Source organism: Massilia antarctica (assembly GCF_015689335.1).
GTDB classification, from domain to species: domain Bacteria; phylum Pseudomonadota; class Gammaproteobacteria; order Burkholderiales; family Burkholderiaceae_D; genus Telluria_A; species Telluria_A antarctica.
The window spans coordinates 6,600,149-6,624,132 of record NZ_CP065053.1; the positions used below are offsets into that span (position 1 = coordinate 6,600,149).

At 59.9% G+C, this 23,984-nt stretch carries 6 protein-coding genes; 1 reads left to right on the top strand and 5 read right to left on the bottom strand.

Annotated features, from left to right (window positions below; translation table 11 throughout):
- Positions 1 to 136 precede the first annotated feature (136 nt).
- Positions 137 to 1,402 carry an IS4 family transposase gene (locus tag IV454_RS29000; protein WP_206089096.1) on the top strand — a complete coding sequence of 422 codons (1,266 nt, stop codon included), beginning with the start codon at positions 137 to 139 and terminating at the stop codon, positions 1,400 to 1,402.
- A 324-nt stretch (positions 1,403 to 1,726) separates the two neighbouring features.
- On the opposite strand, the gene IV454_RS29005 is transcribed toward IV454_RS29000, so the two are convergent.
- The 5 genes from IV454_RS29005 to IV454_RS29025 form a co-directional block, all read right to left on the bottom strand.
- Entirely contained in the window at positions 1,727 to 5,650 is a 3,924-nt protein-coding gene (locus tag IV454_RS29005; RefSeq protein WP_206089098.1) for a DUF4214 domain-containing protein, read from the bottom strand.
- Between the two features lie 218 nt (positions 5,651 to 5,868).
- Positions 5,869 to 7,275 (bottom strand): IS66 family transposase, encoded by a 1,407-nt coding sequence (gene tnpC, locus IV454_RS29010; RefSeq protein ID WP_229521909.1) that lies wholly within the window; start codon positions 7,273 to 7,275, stop codon positions 5,869 to 5,871.
- 66 nt (positions 7,276 to 7,341) lie between these two features.
- Complete coding sequence (locus tag IV454_RS29015) at positions 7,342 to 7,680, bottom strand: hypothetical protein (RefSeq protein WP_206089100.1); 339 nt, start codon at positions 7,678 to 7,680, stop codon at positions 7,342 to 7,344.
- A 508-nt stretch (positions 7,681 to 8,188) separates the two neighbouring features.
- Positions 8,189 to 8,698 (bottom strand): hypothetical protein, encoded by a 510-nt coding sequence (locus IV454_RS29020; RefSeq protein ID WP_206089102.1) that lies wholly within the window; start codon positions 8,696 to 8,698, stop codon positions 8,189 to 8,191.
- A gap of 32 nt (positions 8,699 to 8,730) precedes the next feature.
- Positions 8,731 to 23,706, bottom strand: a complete 14,976-nt coding sequence (locus tag IV454_RS29025; protein WP_206089109.1) for a DUF4214 domain-containing protein — start codon at positions 23,704 to 23,706, stop codon at positions 8,731 to 8,733.
- Between the last annotated feature and the right edge of the window lie 278 nt (positions 23,707 to 23,984).

Here is a 23,984-nt window from a genome sequence, read left to right on the forward strand (position 1 = left end):
TGCCCGGCTCCTCAATCCACCCAAGTTAGCATTTAATGTGCGATTAGATGATTTATATTCAATATAGGCATAAAAACACTTGACATCAGTTTGGAAGCGCGGCCGGCAGTGTGAATTTTTGCTTCCACTGCTCGCCATGTCCGTTCTGACCACCTTGTTTCAAGACTTCGCCGCCCGACTATGCTCGACAGAATTTCTCAACGACGCACGCCATTCCGATCATCCGACTGCGTTTTCACGCTGTCGCAAATTGCCGTTGCCCACGCTGGTTGCCATCATGCTGACGGGTATGCGCATGAGTATCCAAGCCGAGTTGAACACCTTCTTCGCGCATTTGCGTCACCAAGCTCAGTTGGTCCACGAGGTGTCCGAACAGGCGTTCTCTCAAGCACGCGCCAAGCTGTCGCTGACGGCTATCCCCCGGCTCAACGACTGGCTGATCGCGCGCGCCGAGCAGGATCGGTTTGTGCCGCGCTGGCGCGGTCTTCGCCTGGTCGCAGCCGATGCCTCGACGCTACGTTTTGGTCTGCGCGCTAGTCATGTCAAACGCGCCGCCCTTGCCGATCAAATCCTGTTCGGCCTGTTTCTGCCGGGGCCCGACCTGATGCTCGCCGCCTCCCTGCACAGCGTCCACGAGCGCGGCGAACGGCAGTTTCTGTTTGAACATCTCGACCGGCTTTCCCCGGACGATTTGCTGCTGCTCGATCGCGGCTATCCCTGCCGCTGGCTGGTGGCAATGTTGAACCAGCGCGCCATCAAGTTCTGCATGCGTGTCGACAACGACAGCGGCTTCGCCTACGTACGCGATTTCATGCGCTCAAGCGCGAACGAGCGGATCGTCATACTGCGCGCGCCAGACAAGCAGGACGCGATCGACTATGAGTGCCCGCGCAAGCCGCAGCGCGTGCGTCTGGTGCGCAACGTCTCGCCGACTGGCGCGCAGCGCGTTCTGATGACCAACCTGTTCGACGACAAGCTCTACCCGGCTGATTGCTTCGGCGAGCTTTACCACCAGCGCTGGGGCATCGAGGAAGCATTCAAACGGCTCAAGCATCGCCTCAATTTGGAACACGTCACAGGATTGACCCAGCAAGCCGTAGCCCAGGATGTTGCCGCCAAAATCGTCTGCGACAATCTGCAGGCCTTGGTTGCGCTGACCGCCCATGTCGACGCCGAATTGCCCGCGAACAAACGCATCAACCACGCCTACGCCCACACCGCGCTCAAGCCGTTGATGCCCATCCTGCTGCTTGGAAGCGTGATCGGACGGAAGATCGGAGCACTGCTACGGGGCGTGCTTGGCTTGATCGCTGGACGGACCTATCGACATCGGGAAAATCTCTCGAAACCACGCAAGCAAGGCCCCAAACCGCACAAGGCAATGAGTCAGAAAAATTGCTGAAATGGCTTAACTTGGGTGGATTGCCTCGTGCCCCGCCACGAACAGCAGTGGGTTGGGGACGGCTTTTTTTAATTAAAGAGAAGTATCTCAGCGCTGCCCTATTGTGCATCGGTGAGAAGCATGCCCGGCGCTAGTCCCATTGGACCATCCAGCCCAATCGCTATGCGGGAAGCAGGTGCTGAGGGATTACCCGGAAGTACGGACGTTATCCGCCAGCGCCCTGATATTTGTGGCGAGCACAGCGTCCCTCGCACAGAATACGCGTCGCCAGTAAGGCTTTCCAAAACGACAAGTACATCTTTTCGGCCAAGAACCGAGACCACTTCAATGACTTCGAAAGTATTCGACATAGTTAATCACCTTTTTTATTGCGTCGTCTAACAACGACTGCCAAGTCACCTCGGCGCTTCGGAAGTGAGCAATTTCACTCGGTGACCAATTCCGCCTTTCGGCTAGACTGCCAAGGCGCCGTTGTGCCTCAATCTCAAACTGGATACCTTGAACACGCCCGTCATATGTTGCGCTGGTCGGAAAGCCGGCCTTTTTATACTGACCAAAGTGCATCAGTTCTTCAAGCACCTCACTTCTGGTGGGGCTGCTCGAAAAGATAAACGTACCCGGCCCACCCTCTGCTGGGAAATATGCGGCCTTGGCGCCAATGGCCTTCAAAAGACGCTCAGCTTCAGACCCCTGCATGACGGTAGCCCCCTGCTTTTCAGCGGCAGTCAGAATTCGAGTAAGTTTTGCAGGATCATAAAGTGGTCCACCGCCCTCGCCCACATTCATTAGGACTGAACCTGGGAGAGGTGCCTCGCTATTCACAACAACCCTATTTGCCCCAACAGACCTTGGCAAACCACCAATCGCTTTTGCCGCTCCGAGCGATCCCAGGGTCATCAAAACCTCTTCGTTTGTCCGGTGCCATTCATCGGGAGTCCAATCGCTAAACTTCGTCACCTGCCGAAGTTGGCGATCAATTTGGGATAACGTACCAGCCTGGCTATTTCGCCGGGAATTCAAGCCGGCATATTCAATCTGTTCCTGCATCGTTAGATTAAATCCTTTCGCATCGAGGGCAGTCATACGCAATCCTGTAGCGTCGAGAGCCGCTTGGCCCAGAACCCGATTTGCACGTCCAATCGACGTATTGGAAAAATTCTCTAAAGAATTTCGTGGACCGGCAATCGAAGGTCGATAAGTACCGCCACTGGTTTCGCTTTGCTTGCGGCTAGAAGATGGGCTCAGATTGTAAAAATACCCGGAGGATTGGGCAGTCCCATACCCCGAGGAATTGGAGGATGGTGCTCCCGATACAAAATCTACAACCGCATTACCCGCATCTTGAGCATACGACCAAATAGTTTCAAAGAATCCTAGCCTCTTACCATGCACTATTACCCTCGCATTTTCCGGCACTGCTCCCTCACCGCTCCCCCAGTCATTGCGAATGTCGCCATCGCTATCTGGATTGAACAACCGTGATCTCTGATCAAGACCTGCATCTGCAAAACGCGGACCGTTTTCGATATCGTCACCGATGGCATCCAGGCGAGACTCGCTTGCATCGTTATTGTGATCCGCGCCTAAGCTATTGCCCAGCGCATTGCCGAACGCATTTCCGAACGCGTCCGTCGCCACGCGGGTCATATTGAACTTCCCGCCAGTAAACATGCGCACCATGGCGCCCGCCACGATACCAGAAACGGTCCCGCGCGCAACGTCGCCAAAGAATCCTGTGCCAAAGCTACCGCCGATCGCTTGCGATACCCCGGCGGCGGCCCCTGCCGCGATGCCCGCCGCCGCCACGTTGCGCCACTTGAACCCGTCCTGCATTTTGGTGACGCTGCTGATGCCTTGCGTGAGCGCGCTTCCGAGGGCCGCGCGGGCCGCAATATTATAGAATTGCGAGCCACCCAGAATCGGCATGGACGAGTTCGCCGCCCAGCCGGCAACGCCAGCACTGATCGCGCCGCCAAGCGCGCTGGCGCCGACGGCACTCCAGTTGATCGAGTCCTGCATGCCCATCATTATGCCAACGGTCTGGCTTGCGATCGATCCCACGGCACTGCCGAGGGCGGCAGCAGCCACGGTCCCCAGCGACAGCGTCGCCGACCCGGTCATGACAGCCACGCCTGCGCTCCAGGCACCGGCCAGGCCCACGCCGGCAGTGCTGGCGGCCACGGTACTGACGGCACCGACAGCGACTGTGCTGCCGGCGACTGCCGCACCGCCAACAGCGGCACCACCGACAGCAGCACCGCCGACTGCGGCCCCACCCACCGCAGCTCCACCCACAGCAGCTCCACCAACCGCAGCTCCACCCACAGCAGCTCCACCAACCGCAGCTCCACCAACCGCAGCTCCACCCACCGCAGCACCACCAACCGCTGCACCGCCGACTGCGGTACCGCCGGCCGCCGCCCCTACCGCAGGCGCGGCAGCGCCGGCGGTCAGAATCGTCGCCACAACCGCCACCACGATCATCACGATCATGCCCACCTGGTTACAGCCGGCATTGGGCGCCATGGGCGGCAAGGCCGGCGTCATGTCGCCCACCAGGACCGACGGATCGTAGGGCTTGTAAGTCCGGTAATCGTTGTGCACAGTGTTGACGCGCGCCGGGATCTGCAAGGACAACCCGGCCTTGAGCGGTCCGTCGCTGACCCCGTTGGCATCGGCAATCAGATACCACAGCTTGCCGTCGCCCCAGATCGCGCCGGCGATGCTCTGCAGCGTCTCGCCGTCCTGCTGCACGATGTAGACAAACGGCACATTGGACGCAGCGACAACGCTGGCCGGCTCGTACGTGCTGGCAAAAATCCCGGGGTTGACATCGGTCAGGGTGCCGCCCGTCGCGCCCAGCATCTGGTCGTTGACCACCAGCGCATGCGTGACCTGGTCGCCCGTGGTGGCGCGCAACACATGGCCGGCGGCGTCATTGACGAAGGTGCGCGATTTCGCCGCCTGCTTCTCGAACGCCGGGTCGTTGACCTTGACCAGGTGCCCGTTCACATCATAATCGCTGGTGGTCGTGTTCGCGGTCATGTTCGCGGTCATGTCCACGCCCTCGCCGGACCTCACCGTCAGGCCCTTCTGGCGATAACTGTCGAAGTAGGTGTACTGGGTCGTGTACAGGTACTGGCCGGGCGGTAGGGAACCGGGCGGAACGACGTAGTAACCCTTCAAGTGGCCGGCGGCGTCGTAGCCTACCAGTGTTGACAAGTAATCGTTACCGCCAAGCACGTACTTGATATCGTTGCTGGCAGTACCGTCCAGATGGAATTCTTTTTGCCGCACTATCCTGCCGGCCTTGTCGTAGGCAATGGCGCGCGTGCCTGCGTCCAGCTTCCACTCCTTGAGCGCCGCCCTGTATGCCTCTTCCCGCCCCGGTTCGAATTGCACGGACACCCCGGCGTGTGCCAGGCGGCCGGCCATGTCGTAGCTACGCATGTCGATGATCCACTCGCCACGGCGCGCGATCGTCAAACGGCCGGCGTTGTCGTATTCGTAGGTGTCAACGGTCGGGGTCTCCGATTTTTCCGGGTCCAGCAGGTAGGTGTCGCTGGTCCGGTTGCCCAAATAGTCATACTCAAGCTTGTGGCCGAACTTGCCGATCACCACCGTCGACGCCGGATCCCCATCTTTATATTCGCCGTTGACAATCAGTTGCCGGTTCAGCGCGTCGTAGGTGTTGACCGCGTGCGTCGTCACCACCTTGCCCGTGGCGTCGGTATAAGTCGTATCGACCTTGACCCGGTTGCCGTTGGCGTCGTAGGCGAAAACCACGTCGTAGCGGCCATCCGTCACGCGCGCCATGCGGTTCAACAAGTCATACGTCGTATGGTTGTCCTGCACCACCACCTGCTGCGTCAGGCCAGTCGTCGTCGCCGGATGCAGGCCGATATTGGCGGTGTTGTTGAAGTTGTCCAATTCCCCGCCGTTCAGGCCGGCCATCATGTCGAGCACGATCTGGCCGCGCGACACCCCACTCTCCAGCTTGGTCAGGTGCAGCGCGTGCGTGGCTGTATCGGGAATGTGGCCCACGGTCAGCTGGTACAGGGTGTTGATGAATTCGGCGTCGCCCAGCCCGGACGGCAAGCGCGCCTGCGCCTCCGCCCTTGTCAGCAACTGCTCGGCCACGAACAGATAGGATGCTGTGCCGAGCTTGTATTGCGATTCCCAGGACAACAATTCGCCCAGCTCGGCGGTGCGCCCGAACACGGCCAGGTGAATCCCGGCGATTTGCACCGCCTCGGGGCTCTGCGGGAACTGCTCGCCGACCTTGGCCTGGATGGCGCCGGCGATTAGCTTCTCTCAACTCGAATCAAATCATCATAATTACCAAACTCAGGTGTTGCAGAATAATTCGAGCTTACATCCGCCATCGACGCGGCCGTTTCAAGCCGGTGAGGGTTAAAGAATTCACGCATAATCTCGACCGTACCATTTTGGTGACTGTTCAGCGCCTATGCAGTTGGCTGGATAGGATTGCCTGCGAATGCTCGCTGTAGAACTTCCAGCATACCGTGGCCCTGCTTGCGCAGCGTATCAAGGCAGGAGCGAATGACACAGAAATTGCCGGCGCCTTCGACGGTGCGGAAGCAGCCCGAAACCTTCTGTTTTACCTTGGGCATGCGCACGGCCCGTTCGGCCACGTTGTTGGTGAACGGTACGGCGAGATCGCGAATGAACAACAGGACGGCGTCAGCATGTTTGCGGAAGCGCCGGAGCAGATTGCAGGCGACCGATTGCTTGGCGCGGCCGCCCTTCCAGATGGGAAGTTCGACTTCGGGATGCAGTATTTCCCCTTCATCGATGATAGCGTTATAGAGTGTCGTGAACGCAGCGATGTCGGTTTCGCTGAAGCGCTTTCCGGAGCGCCGTGCAGCCCAACATAGCTGATTGGCGCTGAGCAGGAAATCCGTCATCGTCTGAGGCCACTGATGTCCCGTGAGTTCCTTCACGTACAGCAGTTCGCGCAGCAAATGCGCGTTGCACAAGCCGTGTGTGGCATCGTCCAGTTTCCAGTACGGCGACCAGCAGTCGTGCACCAGTACGCCCGAGCGATGAGGCAAGATGGCATGCGCGGTGATCGCCTCCATGCCACGCTTGGCATGCACGCCGTACCAAGTGAGCGTGTCGTTGGCCGCGATATGAAGCCAGTGCAGTTGGCCAGCCACACGCAGGCCTGATTCGTCGGCGTTGACCAGCGCGGCGTCGCGCAAATACTGCGCGATCAGATCTGCCGTGCCTTGCAATGCAAGGCACGCTTCGCCTACCCAGGCCACCAGCGTGCCGGGTGAAATAGCGAGACCATACACGTCACGAATCAGCTCGGCGGCGCGAGCAAACGGCAGCATCTGGCCCTGCGTGAGGTGGACCGCCAACGCGCGCACGTTGGGACCGTATTGCACCGGCTCGGTCACGTTAGCCGGGAATGCGCTGGTGTGCAGTTGCCCACACTGGCAGCGCACGGATAGCGTGCGGTGTTCTACGATGTCGAACGCGGCGACGGGCACATCGAATACCTGGCGACGTTCTTGGACCACGGTATCGTGCAACGGCAATGCATGCTGACAGCGGTTGCAGTGTTCTGGCAGCGGATGATCGGTGTGACTGGTCGGCTGCAAGGCCTGCTTGAGTGTGGTGCCCTTGCGGCCAGCCTGGCCGCCGGGCAGTTTGCCCGACGACTCGCGCAAGGAACTGGTCTTCTTGGCCATGCCATCCGACGAGGGTGGCTTGCTCGAATTGCTGCTGTTCTTGTTGACCTTTGACTCGAGCGCCTCCAAGCGGGCCAGCAACGTCAGAATGAGAATGTCCTTCTGTTCGGGGGACAGGCCGGTCAGGTCGGGAGAAGGAGGTTTCGTTGCCATCCCAGCATGATGAACGTGATCGGAATTGTTTACAACAGATATCTGGCGTTCATAGGGACTGAACAGTCACCCATTTTGTTCAAAGAGGTAAGAAATACCACTCACGACTTTGTCTGAGCCGCCATCAAATTCACGGTGTGTTGCCATCGTCAGAAATAACTTTCCTGGTCCAACCTCCTGAAATGCATGCGTCAACGATTCGCGCAAAAATTCATCATGAACACCAACCCCCACTACACCTTTAGCAATATCGATAAAGCAATATGGCTCGTTAATAGACTCAACCAGGACTGTATAGGTCCGGTTTGTGGAATGCGCGAGTTTAGCTTGATCCTCGGACCAAATTTCCGCTGGCTTCTTCTTAGCGCGAAACCATGATTTAAAAAAAAATATAGGCCTATTCATTAGTGCACTCTATCATTAACATCTCGAATTAAGATGCCTGCACGATCCGCAGCATCGAGAATTGATTGCGGAATTGGGCGAAGCTGGACCGGAACCTCAAGATAGTGCTGACCTAGCAAAGGCCGCCCTGCCAACGCACCGCTAGATGGTACATTTGCGATGATCTCGTTGACTAGGTATTTTACCGAGAATTCATTGACATAGTTTATTCCCGTTCGCTCCTGAATTTCGGATAGTTGCGTAAATTTTCGTGAAACAATTTCACCTGCATTCGATAGTAGACGTCCAGTCAAGTATATCCCGTTCCTTTGGGGGCTGTTTATACAAACTACATTGTAAGGATATGCAACAGCACGTTGAGCGTTAAATGCAATTCCATCGTCAAGTCGTGCCAGCTATTCAGGTCTGCTGCTTACTCTTACGCTGCTAACATCTTCGCTATTTGCCATCAATTTTTTTAGCATATAGACAAAACGCTTCTTTGATACGTATCCGGTGTAGCGCCAAGTTAAAAAATTATCAATGGGCAATTATTAGCACTACATTTAAATTCCTCGGCTTCGCCAGCCCAGCCACATGGGAAATGACCACGTAAATACCACTCTGCAAGTATTTCGAAATACGGAGACTTGCAGTAATCCGAGTACTCGAGAGCCAGGCAAGCTTTTACCAATGTCCATCTAACTATGTCTGTAGAGACCGTCGGTGGACAAAACCCTTTTCGAGCGGCCTCTTGCACTTTTCTGGTAACTAGCGACGATAACACCGGCCTGATATTTTTAACCTTTTTATTCCATAGTAAATATTCTTTAGGATATTCAATATCCAAAAACGTAGTCAATTTATTTGTTGCATCTTGAGTAACGTCAGTAAACACGGTTGAAGTGGAAGAAATTATTGCTTTCTCCCAATCAAAAATGAAGATTTCCCCGCAGGGCGATTCCTCCGGGCGGCCGACATTTTCGAACCAAGCCGCTTCTGAAAGCCGTGCCAAAAACGCCTTTGTCAGATCATTCATAATCAAACCCTCATAAAACCAATTTAAGGCTCTTAATTTAGCATATACCCGACATCTTGGAAAACCTTCGGCGCCGCATAGGAACCAGCCGAGTACCCCACGAGACCACCAGTAAGTCCGCCAATCGCACCTCCTACAACCGCACCAAGAGGACCAAATGCCAAACCAACGCCTGCTCCGAACTCCGCCCCTGCAGCGCCCACCGCCCAAGCCCCGCCCCACCCGCCAGCAATTCTGACGGCCTCATTCGTTGTGTTGGCATAATTTCCAGTATTTTTGCTATTTTGATATTCTCCACCCAAGCTAATGGCGTCTTGATAAACCCCGTACGCCGTCAACACTCTGCCTCCCCATTTAACGTTATGCGCTACCTTCCGCGCGGACCACACCTCCGTATTTACCGCCGGCCAAGTGCCAGGCTGATTAAATCGTTTAGGAATAGCCGGCACCGGAGCGCTCTCAACAGCGCCTGCGGCGACGCGCTGTGCTTTTGCGTTTTGCCCAATACGTTTAGCTTCGGATGGATCTATACCGCCGTCGACAAAGGACTTCACGAGTGCCCGCCCATATTCCTTATTCGTTGGCACCTCGCCTTCGCGAGCTCCTCCCGTACGGAATTTGTCCCACCATGCCTCCAACGACGCATGCACTTCGAAGTGGGTGGAACCTGGCTGATGCATCCCCGATCCCTCGATCCTTATTGATAACCCTTGCCCATACGGAATTCGCGTCCTGTAGGCCGCGTCTTGGTTAATGTGGTGTCTCTCCTGACCAGTAGCAGTAGGCAAACTGGAATGAGGACCTTCTGCAAAAACCGGTGAATAAAGCTTCAGAAGGCCCGCCATTGCTCCTTGCGTTACTCCTAATGTGGGCAATGTCGTCGACTTCGACGGTGCGGAGGCATTGCCGTTGGCTTCATTAAGGATTCGCGTCATTTCCAGATGCCGCAACGCGACGCTTGTTTCATCCCCGCCCACGTCATCTGGAACGAAATAGAAACTCGTCGTGTCGGTCCTTACATGACTCTGTAGAGAATTCAAGGAGTATCCAGAGACTCTAGGGATTGCAGATGTTGATGAGGAAGGTATTTCCAATTGCAGCCTATTGTCATCACTGACCGTGCTTTTAAATATTGGAGTTCCGTCTTCAAGATATCTACCTGACGAGATCCAACCCAAGCCGGATATTTCAACGCCCCCGCTATTCCGGTCAGAGGGGTAGTATCCCAACACGCTGTCCGTAGAGCGGATTTCCGGGTTATCGGACATTGGATCGAACGTGGAAGGCGTCAAATCCAACGACGCTATTCCCATTTCAAATGGTGGCCTTCTTGATCCGTCACCTGGCGCCTCTTTAAAATTAGACTGGCGATCTGGAAGCAGGCTATTGCCCAGCGCATTGCCGAACGCATTTCCGAACGCGTCCGTTGCCACGCGGGTCATATTGAACTTCCCGCCAGTAAACATGCGCACCATGGCGCCCGCCACGATACCAGAAACGGTCCCGCGCGCAACGTCGCCAAAGAATCCTGTGCCAAAGCTACCGCCGATCGCTTGCGATACCCCGGCGGCGGCCCCTGCCGCGATGCCCGCCGCCGCCACGTTGCGCCACTTGAACCCGTCCTGCATTTTGGTGACGCTGCTGATGCCTTGCGTGAGCGCGCTTCCGAGGGCCGCGCGGGCCGCAATATTATAGAATTGCGAGCCACCCAGAATCGGCATGGACGAGTTCGCCGCCCAGCCGGCAACGCCAGCACTGATCGCGCCGCCAAGCGCGCTGGCGCCGACGGCACTCCAGTTGATCGAGTCCTGCATGCCCATCATTATGCCAACGGTCTGGCTTGCGATCGATCCCACGGCACTGCCGAGGGCGGCAGCAGCCACGGTCCCCAGCGACAGCGTCGCCGACCCGGTCATGACAGCCACGCCTGCGCTCCAGGCACCGGCCAGGCCCACGCCGGCAGTGCTGGCGGCCACGGTACTGACGGCACCGACAGCGACTGTGCTGCCGGCGACTGCCGCACCGCCAACAGCGGCACCACCGACAGCAGCACCGCCGACTGCGGCCCCACCCACCGCAGCTCCACCCACAGCAGCTCCACCAACCGCAGCTCCACCCACAGCAGCTCCACCAACCGCAGCTCCACCAACCGCAGCTCCACCCACCGCAGCACCACCAACCGCTGCACCGCCGACTGCGGTACCGCCGGCCGCCGCCCCTACCGCAGGCGCGGCAGCGCCGGCGGTCAGAATCGTCGCCACAACCGCCACCACGATCATCACGATCATGCCCACCTGGTTACAGCCGGCATTGGGCGCCATGGGCGGCAAGGCCGGCGTCATGTCGCCCACCAGGACCGACGGATCGTAGGGCTTGTAAGTCCGGTAATCGTTGTGCACAGTGTTGACGCGCGCCGGGATCTGCAAGGACAACCCGGCCTTGAGCGGTCCGTCGCTGACCCCGTTGGCATCGGCAATCAGATACCACAGCTTGCCGTCGCCCCAGATCGCGCCGGCGATGCTCTGCAGCGTCTCGCCGTCCTGCTGCACGATGTAGACAAACGGCACATTGGACGCAGCGACAACGCTGGCCGGCTCGTACGTGCTGGCAAAAATCCCGGGGTTGACATCGGTCAGGGTGCCGCCCGTCGCGCCCAGCATCTGGTCGTTGACCACCAGCGCATGCGTGACCTGGTCGCCCGTGGTGGCGCGCAACACATGGCCGGCGGCGTCATTGACGAAGGTGCGCGATTTCGCCGCCTGCTTCTCGAACGCCGGGTCGTTGACCTTGACCAGGTGCCCGTTCACATCATAATCGCTGGTGGTCGTGTTCGCGGTCATGTTCGCGGTCATGTCCACGCCCTCGCCGGACCTCACCGTCAGGCCCTTCTGGCGATAACTGTCGAAGTAGGTGTACTGGGTCGTGTACAGGTACTGGCCGGGCGGTAGGGAACCGGGCGGAACGACGTAGTAACCCTTCAAGTGGCCGGCGGCGTCGTAGCCTACCAGTGTTGACAAGTAATCGTTACCGCCAAGCACGTACTTGATATCGTTGCTGGCAGTACCGTCCAGATGGAATTCTTTTTGCCGCACTATCCTGCCGGCCTTGTCGTAGGCAATGGCGCGCGTGCCTGCGTCCAGCTTCCACTCCTTGAGCGCCGCCCTGTATGCCTCTTCCCGCCCCGGTTCGAATTGCACGGACACCCCGGCGTGTGCCAGGCGGCCGGCCATGTCGTAGCTACGCATGTCGATGATCCACTCGCCACGGCGCGCGATCGTCAAACGGCCGGCGTTGTCGTATTCGTAGGTGTCAACGGTCGGGGTCTCCGATTTTTCCGGGTCCAGCAGGTAGGTGTCGCTGGTCCGGTTGCCCAAATAGTCATACTCAAGCTTGTGGCCGAACTTGCCGATCACCACCGTCGACGCCGGATCCCCATCTTTATATTCGCCGTTGACAATCAGTTGCCGGTTCAGCGCGTCGTAGGTGTTGACCGCGTGCGTCGTCACCACCTTGCCCGTGGCGTCGGTATAAGTCGTATCGACCTTGACCCGGTTGCCGTTGGCGTCGTAGGCGAAAACCACGTCGTAGCGGCCATCCGTCACGCGCGCCATGCGGTTCAACAAGTCATACGTCGTATGGTTGTCCTGCACCACCACCTGCTGCGTCAGGCCAGTCGTCGTCGCCGGATGCAGGCCGATATTGGCGGTGTTGTTGAAGTTGTCCAATTCCCCGCCGTTCAGGCCGGCCATCATGTCGAGCACGATCTGGCCGCGCGACACCCCACTCTCCAGCTTGGTCAGGTGCAGCGCGTGCGTGGCTGTATCGGGAATGTGGCCCACGGTCAGCTGGTACAGGGTGTTGATGAATTCGGCGTCGCCCAGCCCGGACGGCAAGCGCGCCTGCGCCTCCGCCCTTGTCAGCAACTGCTCGGCCACGAACAGATAGGATGCTGTGCCGAGCTTGTATTGCGATTCCCAGGACAACAATTCGCCCAGCTCGGCGGTGCGCCCGAACACGGCCAGGTGAATGCCGGCGATTCGCACCGCCTCGGGGCTCTGCGGGAACTGCTCGCCGACCTTGGCCTGGACGGCGTCGGTGATGACGGTCTTTTCGCGCACCCGATTACCCGCCTGGTCGTAGGCGTAAGTCGTCACCTGCTTGAGAGCCCGGTCATCGATCTTCGTCAGCAGACCCGCGCCATCGTAGGTGTACGCCAGGTCCTTGCCCTGGCCGATATCCTTCTGGAACGTCATGTGGCGCAGGCCGTCGTAACCATACTGCGTGGTGGTGTCGCCCATGTTGGTGCTGTTGACCAGCAGCCCGCCCTCGTAGTGCCACGTATTTTTCTTCCCCATCGCGTCCTGCTCGAAGATCTTGCGATGGAAGCTGTCGTAGGCGTAGCGCATGATCACGCCGCTCTCGTCCGTGGTGGAGGCGACGTTGCCGTCGAGGTCATAACGGGTGCGCGTTTCGCCGCCGTCACTGTTGGTGCTGGATATGCGGCGGCCCAGTTCGTCGTAGCGGTACAGCTGATCCAGCGTGAGGTCGATGCCGATCACTTCCTCAACCATGCCGCTGCCGGTGGTAATGTCGAGCAATTTTACTGCGGATAAATGATCCATCCAGCTGCGCGTGACCCGGCCCAGTTTGTCGTAACCATAGTTGGTCACGGCCGCCTGTCCTGCCTTGATCGGCTGGATCAGCTGGATCCGCTCGCCAAACAGGTTGAACTTGCTGCGTGTGATGACGCCAAGCGCATTTCTCTGGAAAGCCAGATTGCCTTGTATGTCATAGACCTGGGTGGTGCCGCTCTCGTCCGGCCACTGGCCGCTCCACGTGGCCACCTGACGCCCCAGCACGTCGTACTCCGTACTGGCCGACGACAGCTGCGTGACGCTGATCATGTCCCTGTCGTCAAACCACTGGCGGACAACATCCTCGCCCGTGCGCTGGTTGCGGGAGTTGTAACGGTAGTGGGCGGCCAGGTCGACGTCGCGCGGGTCCGACACGTAGACTACATTGCCCCAGCGGTCGCTCTGCTGCACCACCGCACGCCGCTGCACATCCGGTTTGGGCGCAAGCTTCTGGATATTGATCACAGCATATCGATCGGCCCCAGGCGTACCGAACAAGGTGATGCTGGTTGAATCGTATTGCGTCCGAGATTTGTATTCGCCTTCCAGCATGGGCAGGAAGGTGAGGATGTCGAAATTGCCGGGACTGATGCCCGACAGATCGACCAAGGTCGTATCGCCGAAGACCATCGTATCCAGATCGACAATTGGCCCGTTATCGATTCGAACACCAGCAGTGACCAGGGCGGGAATTTTCAGGAATGGCCCCAGTTCCTTTTCAGCCTTTCCAATTTCCCGGTACGGGACCACGTTCTCGGCCTTGGCGATCAGCTGCCACACGCTGTTCACGTCTTTCTTGAACAACTGAACCGAACTGAAGTTGGCATCCCTGACGGGCGATTGTCCTTCCCATTTCAGCTGGGCGCTCCAATGCCCGTTCTGGTCGACACTCAACTGGCTCATATCGAAAGCCTGTTGATAGGTTTCCGCTTGCGGCGACCCAACCGTGTGATTGATGTAGTCGACCCGCACCATGATATCGCCCGCGCCCAAGTCCGCAGGAACGCTGAAGTCGACCTGCATGATGTTGGAACCTGTCCACTTCGCATCGTCAGCACTCCACTTTGTGCCGCTCCTGAAGTTGTGCACCTGGTTAATTTGCGGCACCACGATCTTGCTCAATTGCGAAGTCTCGACGTTGCGCGCATCGCTGCCGGGGGTGTAGCGCAGCTGGACCCTGCCCATCAGGTCATACTCGGTTTCCGTGCGTTCGAACGTGGCGGCGCCCAGGTTAACGTCCTTGATGGACTTGTAGCTGATGTCGCCCGCCGATCCGGCCCCGGTCGCGGCGCTACGCAACTGCAGCGTCACCTGGCCGGTCACGTTGTGAACCATGATCTTGTCGACGCCATCATTGGCATTCGTGCGCCATACGCGCCCATTGTTGTCGTACTGCGTGTATTCGTATGCCACCCCGTTCACGCTGCGCTGCACGACTTCGCCAAAACTGTTGTAGTCGGTCTTCTCGCGCTTGACGTCGGCCGCGTCGGCGGCACCGTCGTTCACCAGCTTCATTTCCAGTTGCTGGGCATTGGCCGCGTAGATCTGCTTCCACACCCCGTCGGCGCCCTTGACGGAAACCACGGCCGACAGGACCGTGCCGAGTCCACCTTCCAGTTTGGCGACGTCGTTCCAGGTGATCGTGGCTGACGTCGCCTCGCCTGTCGCGCTACGCTGCGCTTCAATATTGCCGTTTGTATTGGTGTACCTGACATCGACCCGTACCTCGCCAGCCGGCAAGGGCGGATAGCTCAGGAAAATTTGATTAGTACCGTTCCATTTCTCAGATTCCTTGCCCTGATTGGTGCTCGAGACCTTGCGGATCAAGCGCAAGGGATTGTCGGTCTTGATGATGGTCGAGGTGCCTGGCGACGCGACCTCATCGACCTGGCCCAGCGCATCGTAATGGTAGATTTTGAAGACCGTGTTGACGGTCTCGCCCTTCCCGCTGCCGCTGTTGAGGCGGGTGACGCTTTCCCACTGGCGCACCACCCGGCCCAAGGCATCGTACGAGGCGAACGAGGCATGGCCTTGCGCATCGACCATCTGGATTGCATGGCCGTTGCGGTCATAGCGGGTATGGCTGACACGGTCCTTCTCGCTCACCGGGTTCAACGCCGGCGACACCAAGGTCGTGGTGCCGTCGGCGTAGGTAATGGTACGCAGCACATTGCCATGAATATCGCGTTTGAACGCGGTCAGCGTGTACCTGAGTTCTTCCGGACTCTCGTCCGGCAGAAGCGCCTCCAGTGCCCCGGCGTCGAATCCGGCACTGCCGGTAACCGAGGTGACACGGCCCAGCGCGTCGTAGTTGCTGCGCGTGATGCCGCCCAGCGCATTTTCCGTCTCGGTCAGGTTACCGACTTTGTCATACCGATAGCTCGTGACGTCGCCTATTTCATTGCCGTGATCCACGAAATAATTTTCCCACTGCGCCTCCTTGCGGTTGGCGCCATCGTAGGAATACTTGGTGACGCGGTCGTTCTCCTTATCGATCCAGACGCGGCCGTACACGTTGGCGAGCCAGTCGGCGGCACTGCCGTCGACCAGCTCCGATTCCTCCGGCATCGTCACGGAACCGTCCATCCAGTCGGTACGCGTCATCCAGGCGACAGCATCGATGGCGGTGGCATGTTCGGTGAGCAGGACCAGATTGCCGGCCATGTCATAGTCCATCCGCGTCACGTAAGCGCCGTAGACCTGCCGGATGCCAACACCACGTCGGTCCGGTCCGGGATTCTGGCCGGCATCCGCCAGCACCACCTCGGTAATTTTCTGGCCCCGGCTGTTGTAGTCGTAGCGCGTGACCGCCGCCACCGTCGCTTCGGTCAGGGCGGCTTTCGGATCGACGCTGGCCGCAACGCGCTGCTCGACCAACTCGCCGAACGCGTTGTAGCGGTTGGTGGTGAGCCGGCGTCCCTCGAACGCCTGCATCTTGGTCTCGCCCAGCAGGCTCTGATAGAACTGCCCCCTGCCCTCCAAGGTCGTCAAGACCTTGTCGCGGAAATCATAGGTCATCTCGATGGCGCGGTTGGCCGCCGCATCGGAGCGTGCCAGCGCGGCGCGCAGGGATGCGGCATCGACGGCGCCGACTGCGGGCGCCGCCACCGGCGACAGGCCCAGGTTGGCCTTGACCCGGGCCTCGAACATGTTGCGGTCGGTCTCGCTTGCCTCGCTGCTGCCCATGCGCGCGATCAGCGCCAGGACCGCGTGCGCGCGCGACTGTTCCGTCACCACGCCGGCCAGGTCGGCCAGCTCCACGCCCGGCGCATGGTGCAGCATCGCTTGCGACAGCGCCGCCACGAAAGCGGCAGGGTCGGCGCTGGAAGGATAACGGATCGTGCCCTCGAAGCTGTCGAGCAGCTTGTTGGCAAGGTCGAGCTGGCTCATCCCCTGCTGCAAAAGCACCAGGCCGTTGGCCAGTTCGGCCGGCGTGGGCGAACGGTCCAGCAGCGCAGCGTACAGTTGCGTCACCACGACCTGCTGCGCCAGGTCGGCGCGCGCCGGCAGCACGGCATCCAGCTTGGCGTTCCAGGCGCGCAGCTCGGCCGCCCCCTCGATGTTGTGCAGCACGGTGTCGATGAAGGCACCGCGCGTCATGCCCGGCGCCTGCGCCATCGCCAGCCAATTGTTAAACTCCGCATCGGTGGCTGGACGCCCGAACGCCTTGTTGAACACCTGCGCCACAAACGACCTGAGGTCGCCCCCGCCCGGATAGAACTTGTCCGCCTCCGGCTCGACGAGCAACTGCGTGGCAATCTCGGCAAAGGTGGCGCCGGCCTTGAACTTGGCGCTCCAGTAGCTCACATCGTCCGCGTTCGGCGCGCGGCCGATCACCACCAGGAACAGCTCCGTCACCTGGCGTTGCGCGGTGGCGCTCGCGATGCTGTCGGCGTAGCGCGTCAGCCGTGTCACGTTGCCGTGCGCATCGTGCTCGTAGCCGGTCACATTGCCCAGCGCATCGATGTCGAACAGGAGGTCGCCACGGGCGCTGTAGACTTTTTGGGTGACATTGCCCAGCGCATCGATGTTCTTGATGGCGCGTCCGGCTGCGTCGTACACCACGGTGGTAGTGGCGCCGCTGAGCGGTGTCGTTTCGCTGCGGTCGATGCCGACCACGGCATACTTTTCGCCGGCCGGATTGTAAACAGGAACGATCGGCGAGGTGGTTTTCACCTGGTGTCCGGCCAGGTCGTATTCATAGCGGGTGACGCGCTCAGTGGCGCCGGTGCCTGCCGCTTCGGTACGCTCTCGCACGTTTCCGAACGCATCGTAAGCAATCATGGTCACCATCGACTGCATCTTTTCGCTGGTGTCGTCGGCCGACACCAGCACTTCCGGGCTGCGCTCGACGCTCAGGCGGCCAGCGGCATCGTAGTCGTAGGTCCAGCGACTACCCATGCCGTTGACGAAGCCGGTCTTGCGGCCCAGTGCGTCATACTCGAAACGCTCGCTCACCCCCAGCGCGTCCGTGCTCGACAATAAATTGCCCATGGCGTCGTATTCATAGCCGACCTTGCGGTCCAAGGCGTCGTCGATCGTCAGCTTGGCGCGCACTTCGACTGGATTGCGCAGGGCCAGCTTGGCCATGTCCACCAGCGCCGTGGTGTACTGCACCGTCCGGCTGAGGCGTCCGACCCCGTCGTACACCGTTTCTTTCACGTAGCCGCCGGCGTCGACGCTGAAACGCAGCTTGCCGTCGGTATCGTAGGCAAAGCGCTCGATGCGCTCCCCATGACGCGTCTGCAGCAGGTGGCCGAGCGCATCGTACTCGCGCTCCTGCAGCGGCCCGTGATGGTCGTCGATGGTGGCGACCCGGCCGGCGCCATCGTAGGTGTAATCGGTCACGCGCGCGCTGGCGTCGCTCACCGGCTCGGCCAGAACGGACTTGAATGCCGCTTCCGTGAGCGGCGCGGCCGTGACGGCCACGATGCCGTTGAACTTGCGCTGGCGCACCACGTTGCCGAGGCCATCGTAGCGGTTTTCGCTGACCGCTCCGATGCCGTCAACGGCAAAGCGCAGGCGGTTGGCGCCGTCATAGACCATGTGGGTAATGTTGTCGCGCGCGGGGTTGGGGTTAGGCGTGCCCGCGCCCAGCCACTGCACCACTTCCTGTTGCGACGGATTGTTCCCCAGCGCAGCCGAGGAGCGGACATCGGCAAATGCGGTACGTACCACGACATTGCCGACCTTGTCGAAGGCCTGGGCCACGACCGACCACTGCAACACGCCATCCTGCCCGTGCTGGGCCTTGGCGCTGGCGACCTGGCGATTGGCGCCATCGTAGACATAGCGTTCCTGCTGGTCGCGCGCCGGATCGGCGCCCACGCCGGCCAGCCACTGGGCCACGACCGCGCTGCTGGCGCCGCCGTCGGGCGCGGGCGCCGTCAGTGCGCTGGCATAGGCTGTGCGTGCGATCACATTCCCGGCCTTGTCGTACTCCTGGTGCACGACCGACCAAGAGCTCGCGTTGCCGTTGGCATCGACCGCCTGCGCCTGGGCGCTGAACGTGAGGCGGCCGGCGCCGTCGTAACTCATGCGCTGGCGCGTGATGGCCGGCGTGTATTCGCTCGCATGGCCCGTGATGGAGGTGACCCTGCCGTTACCGTCATAGTCGTAATGGGTCAGGCCGCCTTCGCCATTGATACTGTCGCTGACCCGGCCGCGCGCATCGTAACGCAGGTGCGTGACTTCATAACTCTTGTTTTCGGACAGCGCCGGCAGCAGCTTGAGCATGCCCGCCAGGTCGTGCGCCACCTGCGGCACCACGCGGTTGGCGTAGGCGACCGTCACGTAGACCTGGTTCTTGTGGTTATAGGCGCGCTCGACGACCGCGCCGGTGCCATCGACGGTAAAGCGCAGGCGCCCATCCTGATCGTACACATTGTGCATCACACGATCGAGATTCTCGTTGTGCGCCGCCACCATGCCGATCACCGGATCTTCCAGCGTCGGCTTCATCACCACGGGCAGCAACGCAATATCCACGGGTTCGGAGAATGTGCGCGTACGAACCACCTGGTTGTGGCCATCGTAGACGTAGCTGGTGACGCTGCCGATGGCGTCGACCTGACTGCTCATGCGGTTGTTCAGGTCGTAATAGAAGTGGATGATGTTGCCGTTGGCATCGGTACGGGTACGGACATTGCCCGCCTCGTCGTAGGCGAACGAGGTGGTCATTTTTTCACCGCCACTGTCGACGGTTTCGCTCAGGCGCCGTCCCATTTCATCGTAGGTGAACGTGGTCAGGACGCCGTTCGCATTGGTGACGCTGGTCGTGCGGCCGAAATTGTCGTAGGTGAAGCGAGTGGTCAGCTTCAAGCCGGTGGCGTCGGTCGTCAGCGCGATCAGGTAGCCGCGGTTGTCGTACTGCGATTGCGTGGTCACGCCCGCGGGATCGATCACGCTGAGCACCTGGCCGATGCCGTCGTAGCTGTAGCGGGTGACCAGATTGAGCCCGCCCGGATCGACGATGCTGGTCAGCACGCGGCCGGCGGCGTCATAGCTGACGCGCGTTTCGGTGCCATTGCCATCCGTGATGACATCAACCCGCCCTGCCGCATCGTAGTGTTTTTGCTGCGCCGTGCCCACGCCATCGATGACCGCCTTGAGCCTGCCGGCGTGGTCGTAGTCGTAGGTCGTCGTGGTATTGCCGACGGTAACGCTCTGGCGTTCGCCGTGGCGGTTGCTGAGGATCGTCGTGGCCGCACCCTCGGGGGTGGTGATGGTGACCTTGCGTTCCTCGGTCGAATAATCGTAGGTCGTCTTGTATCCCAGCGCGGATGTCTCGAGCGTCACGCGGCCGAACGCATCGTACTTGCGCTGCACGCCTTGCGTCATGACGTCCTTGACCAAGGTCGCATTGCCGCGGTGATCGTAGTCGGTCTGTGTGACGACACCACCGACGGACTTGTAGATCTGGCGATTGAGCGCGTCGTAGGAATACGTTTCCAGCAGGGCCGGGCTGCGGTAGGACGGGGTTGTGCGCGTCTTGAGGTTGCCGCGCACGTCATAGGTCATCTCGCTCGATGCCGCCCGGCCATCGCCGATGCTGTCGACGCGCCCGTTGACTTCCCCGAAGGCGTTATAGCCGATCAGGTTGGCGCCGCCACCCATCGTCTCGCGCACCACCTGTCCCAGGTTGTTGTACTCGTACGAGCGCACGATATCGCGGGCGCCATCGGCCCTGGACGCGATCGCATTGCGGATCGCCTCCGTCAAGGCCCCGCCGGCAAGGGCCGGCAGCGAAGTCTTGTCCATCTGGGTGGCGAAGCGGGTGACCCTGCTCAATTCGTTCAGCACCGAGTATTCACGGTACTCGACGTCGCCTTCGCCGTTGATCGCGGCGGCCAGCCGGCCGTCCCGATCGTAATAATAGACAGCCTTGTTGCCCGCCTGGTCGGTCATGCTGGTACGGTGACCGGCGCCGTCGTAGGTGTACTTGATCGCGTGCGCATTCCATACCCCCGACACCTCGAGCGCACTCATATCGGTGCGCAACAAGGCCGCGCCCTCCGCACTGAGCTCGGCGATGATCCTGCCCATGGCGTCACGCCGCACGGCGCTGGTACGCGCCTCGCTGGTATTGTAGGCGGCGGTGGACGAGATGCGCGATCCCATCGCATCGTACACGTGGACGGTGACGGTGCCGTCCGGCGCCGTTTCGCGCGTCAGTTGGTCGGCGACGTATTGATAGGTCCAGGTCTGGCCCGCGCCCGGGCTCACGGTGCCGGCTGTCGCGTAGCGCGTCTTGCGGATGACATTGCCGTTCAGGTCGTAGTCGTAATCGGTGAAGTAACCGTCAGCGTCCACCTGGCCGCTCAACAAGCCTTTTTGATTGTAGTAAGCAACTTCATGGTTGAGCATGCCATTTTCCCAGATCCCCTTCTGCTTACCCGTCTGGTCGCGCTCGTAGAGCGTGGCGCCGAGCGAATCGGACATTCCGGAAACCGAGCCGGTCAACAAATGCGCGATGGTCTTGATGCGGTCGTCGGGCGATGCCGCCGGCACTTCCAGGCTGGCGCTGGCGCCGCTGCCGGTGGCGATTGCGTTGGCGTAGACGATGGTCCGCTCCAGGCGCGAGGCACGGTCGTAGCGATACTCGATCACATAGCCGGCATGGTCGACCGTGCGCGACAAGCGTCCGGCCTGGTCGTAAGCCCGCCATTCGTGGCGATCGGCAGGGCTCGGCGATACCGCCAGGTTTTCGGCACGCAGTTGGGAGATCGATTTACCGGTGGCGCTGGCAAACATCTCGACATTGACCGCAGTGGCGAACCTGGTGGTTTTTGTCAGGTCGCCAGCGGCGCTGTAGATATACCTGACGGCGCTGCCATCGCCGTCAACGGTGAGGCCCCTGCGTCCGGCGGCATCGTAAAAGATATACGACTTCACACCGGCCGGGTCCTGCACCATGTTCAGCCTGCCGGCGCTGTCGTATCCGTACAGGGTGGTCGCCATCGGCACCTGGCCGGCGTCCTGCACTTCGCTGCTGATCACGCGGCCGAGTGCGTCGCTGGTGGTCACCAGGCGGTGCGCGTCGGCGTAGGTGACCGTACTCTGGGTGGTCATCCGGTATTGCCCGCCAACCAGGCGCAAGACCGGCGTGCCGTTGTAGACGGTCTTGGTGGTGGCGCTGCCCGTGGTGGTCGGCGTGACGGCCGTCAGTACACGGCCGAGGCCATCGAGCAGGTAGCTGCGCTGGTTGCCGAGCGCGTCGATCTGCTGCAGCAGGTTGCCGGCATGGTCGCGTGTGAACTGCACGGTCGATTCGGTGCCGTCGAACTTGCCGCTTCCATCCTCGTTCAGGTGCGCAAACGTGGTGGCCGTCGCTACCTGTCCATGCGGGTTGTAGGTATAGCTGGTCAGGATCACGTTCTTGCGCTGCGGGTAGGTCAATGCCGCCATCGTGTCGAGCTGCTGCTTGCGGTAGTCCCCGCTCATCGCCACCGCCGGCACCGCCTCGTTTAGCACCGTGTATTCGATCGCGTGCGTGCGCTGCGCCAGGTTGTTGTAACGGTACTCGGTCACGTTATTTTCGGGACCGATGACATAGCGTACATTCTCGCCCGACTGGTCGTAAATAAAGCGTGTCGTCGCCGGCGACGCATATTGTTCGACACCGTTGAGGGTCATGGTGAGCATGTACACCGATTCGGTGATCGGTGACTTGCGGTTGAGCGGATCGAAAGTGCGCCTGGTGACGTCGCCGGCGGGATTACGTTCAAAAATGCAGTTATTGTAGGCGTCGTATTGTTTGGTCGTGATGTCGCCGTCGGCATCGGTGATCTCGATCACGTTGCCGCGCGCATCATACTTGTACCGGTCCACCTCGACCGGACCGTTGGCAGGGCGCGCGGTCACCGAACTAAGCTGGCCCGCGGCGTCATGCTCGAAGCTGGTGACCATGCCGTCCTGGTTAAGGACATCGGTGCGGGTCGCGCTAACGTAGGTAAACGTTTCCGTTTCGGCCATGTTATCGGTGACCGATCGGACACGGTTGGTCAGCGCCTCGTACGCGACGGTCAGCGTTCCGCCATCCTTTTGCGTGATCGTGGACACGCGCCGGCTGTCGCCCTCGTAGGTATAACGCGTCCAGTAATAGTCGCCGTCGACAATGCTGCCGTTGGCCGGCGTCAGGTCGGTGCGCACCTCGCTCAGGCGATTTTGCGCGTCATAGGCATACGAGACCCGTTTGACCATCTCTTGCGGACCCGGCACGCCGTTGACCAGGGTCTTCGGATAGCTCACATCGACCCGCACCAGATTGTTTTTCTTCGTGCTGTCGTAGGTGAAGAACGTACCGCCTCCGGTGTTGTCTTTCACGCTTGCCAGCATGCCGTCGGCGTTATACGCGTAGTACATGCCACGCGATACATTCAGACGTCCGTTGACATCATAGTTATCGAATTCATATGAATTGCCGTCGCTCCAGCCCCAGGTCTTTGTAGTCGGATTCCAGGTTATCTGGTCGAGGCCGCCCGCGCCGTCGCTGGTGGTGTAGCGCGAGAGCGTAGTTCCGCTGACGACACCGGCATAGGTATACACCGCGCTGCTGTCGTCGCCATCGAAGCGGGTGATCGTGATACTGGACGGGGAACTGGTCAGGATGTCGCCGCTGAAGGTCAGCTTCCGGGCCAGGCCCAGCTTCCAGTTGTCGCCATTGTCGTCGTTGAGCAGCCCAAGCGAGTTATAGGTGCGCACGACGGAAATGCCGGCATTCGCGTTCGACGGTACGAACTCATCGCGTCCCTGTATCACCAGGTTGCCGGTCTTGGCGTTGACCACCACCTTTTCGCCCGTTGCACCGTATTGACCCGCGCCGATCGTCTGCTCACGGCCCAGAATCGTGCCCGAATTCGTCAATACGCCCAAACTATTTCCGCTGACTACACCAACCATGTTCACTGTCCTTGTGGATGTCGGCCGAGGCCGAATCTGTTATTCGCGAGAACTGGCCTTGGGACCCGTTTTCCGCGCGCTTAACAATATATCCAGACATTTTGGCAATAGTTTAGGTAAAGTGAAAATAAAGTTAAAAATAGGAATTGATATTATCCATAATGCAATAATTAAGGCGTGAAAAACCACCGGCTCCCGGCCGGGCGGCTCGTGTTTAACTGGAGAAATTTTATATTGTGTCGTCACGCCAG

Coding starts and splice junctions, on each gene's coding strand:
- IV454_RS29000 (WP_206089096.1), top strand. CDS start 137: ATGTCCGTTCTGACCACCTTGTTTCAAGACTTCGCCGCCCGACTATGC.
- tnpC (WP_229521909.1), bottom strand. CDS start 7,275: ATGGCAACGAAACCTCCTTCTCCCGACCTGACCGGCCTGTCCCCCGAA.
- IV454_RS29015 (WP_206089100.1), bottom strand. CDS start 7,680: ATGAATAGGCCTATATTTTTTTTTAAATCATGGTTTCGCGCTAAGAAG.
- IV454_RS29020 (WP_206089102.1), bottom strand. CDS start 8,698: ATGAATGATCTGACAAAGGCGTTTTTGGCACGGCTTTCAGAAGCGGCT.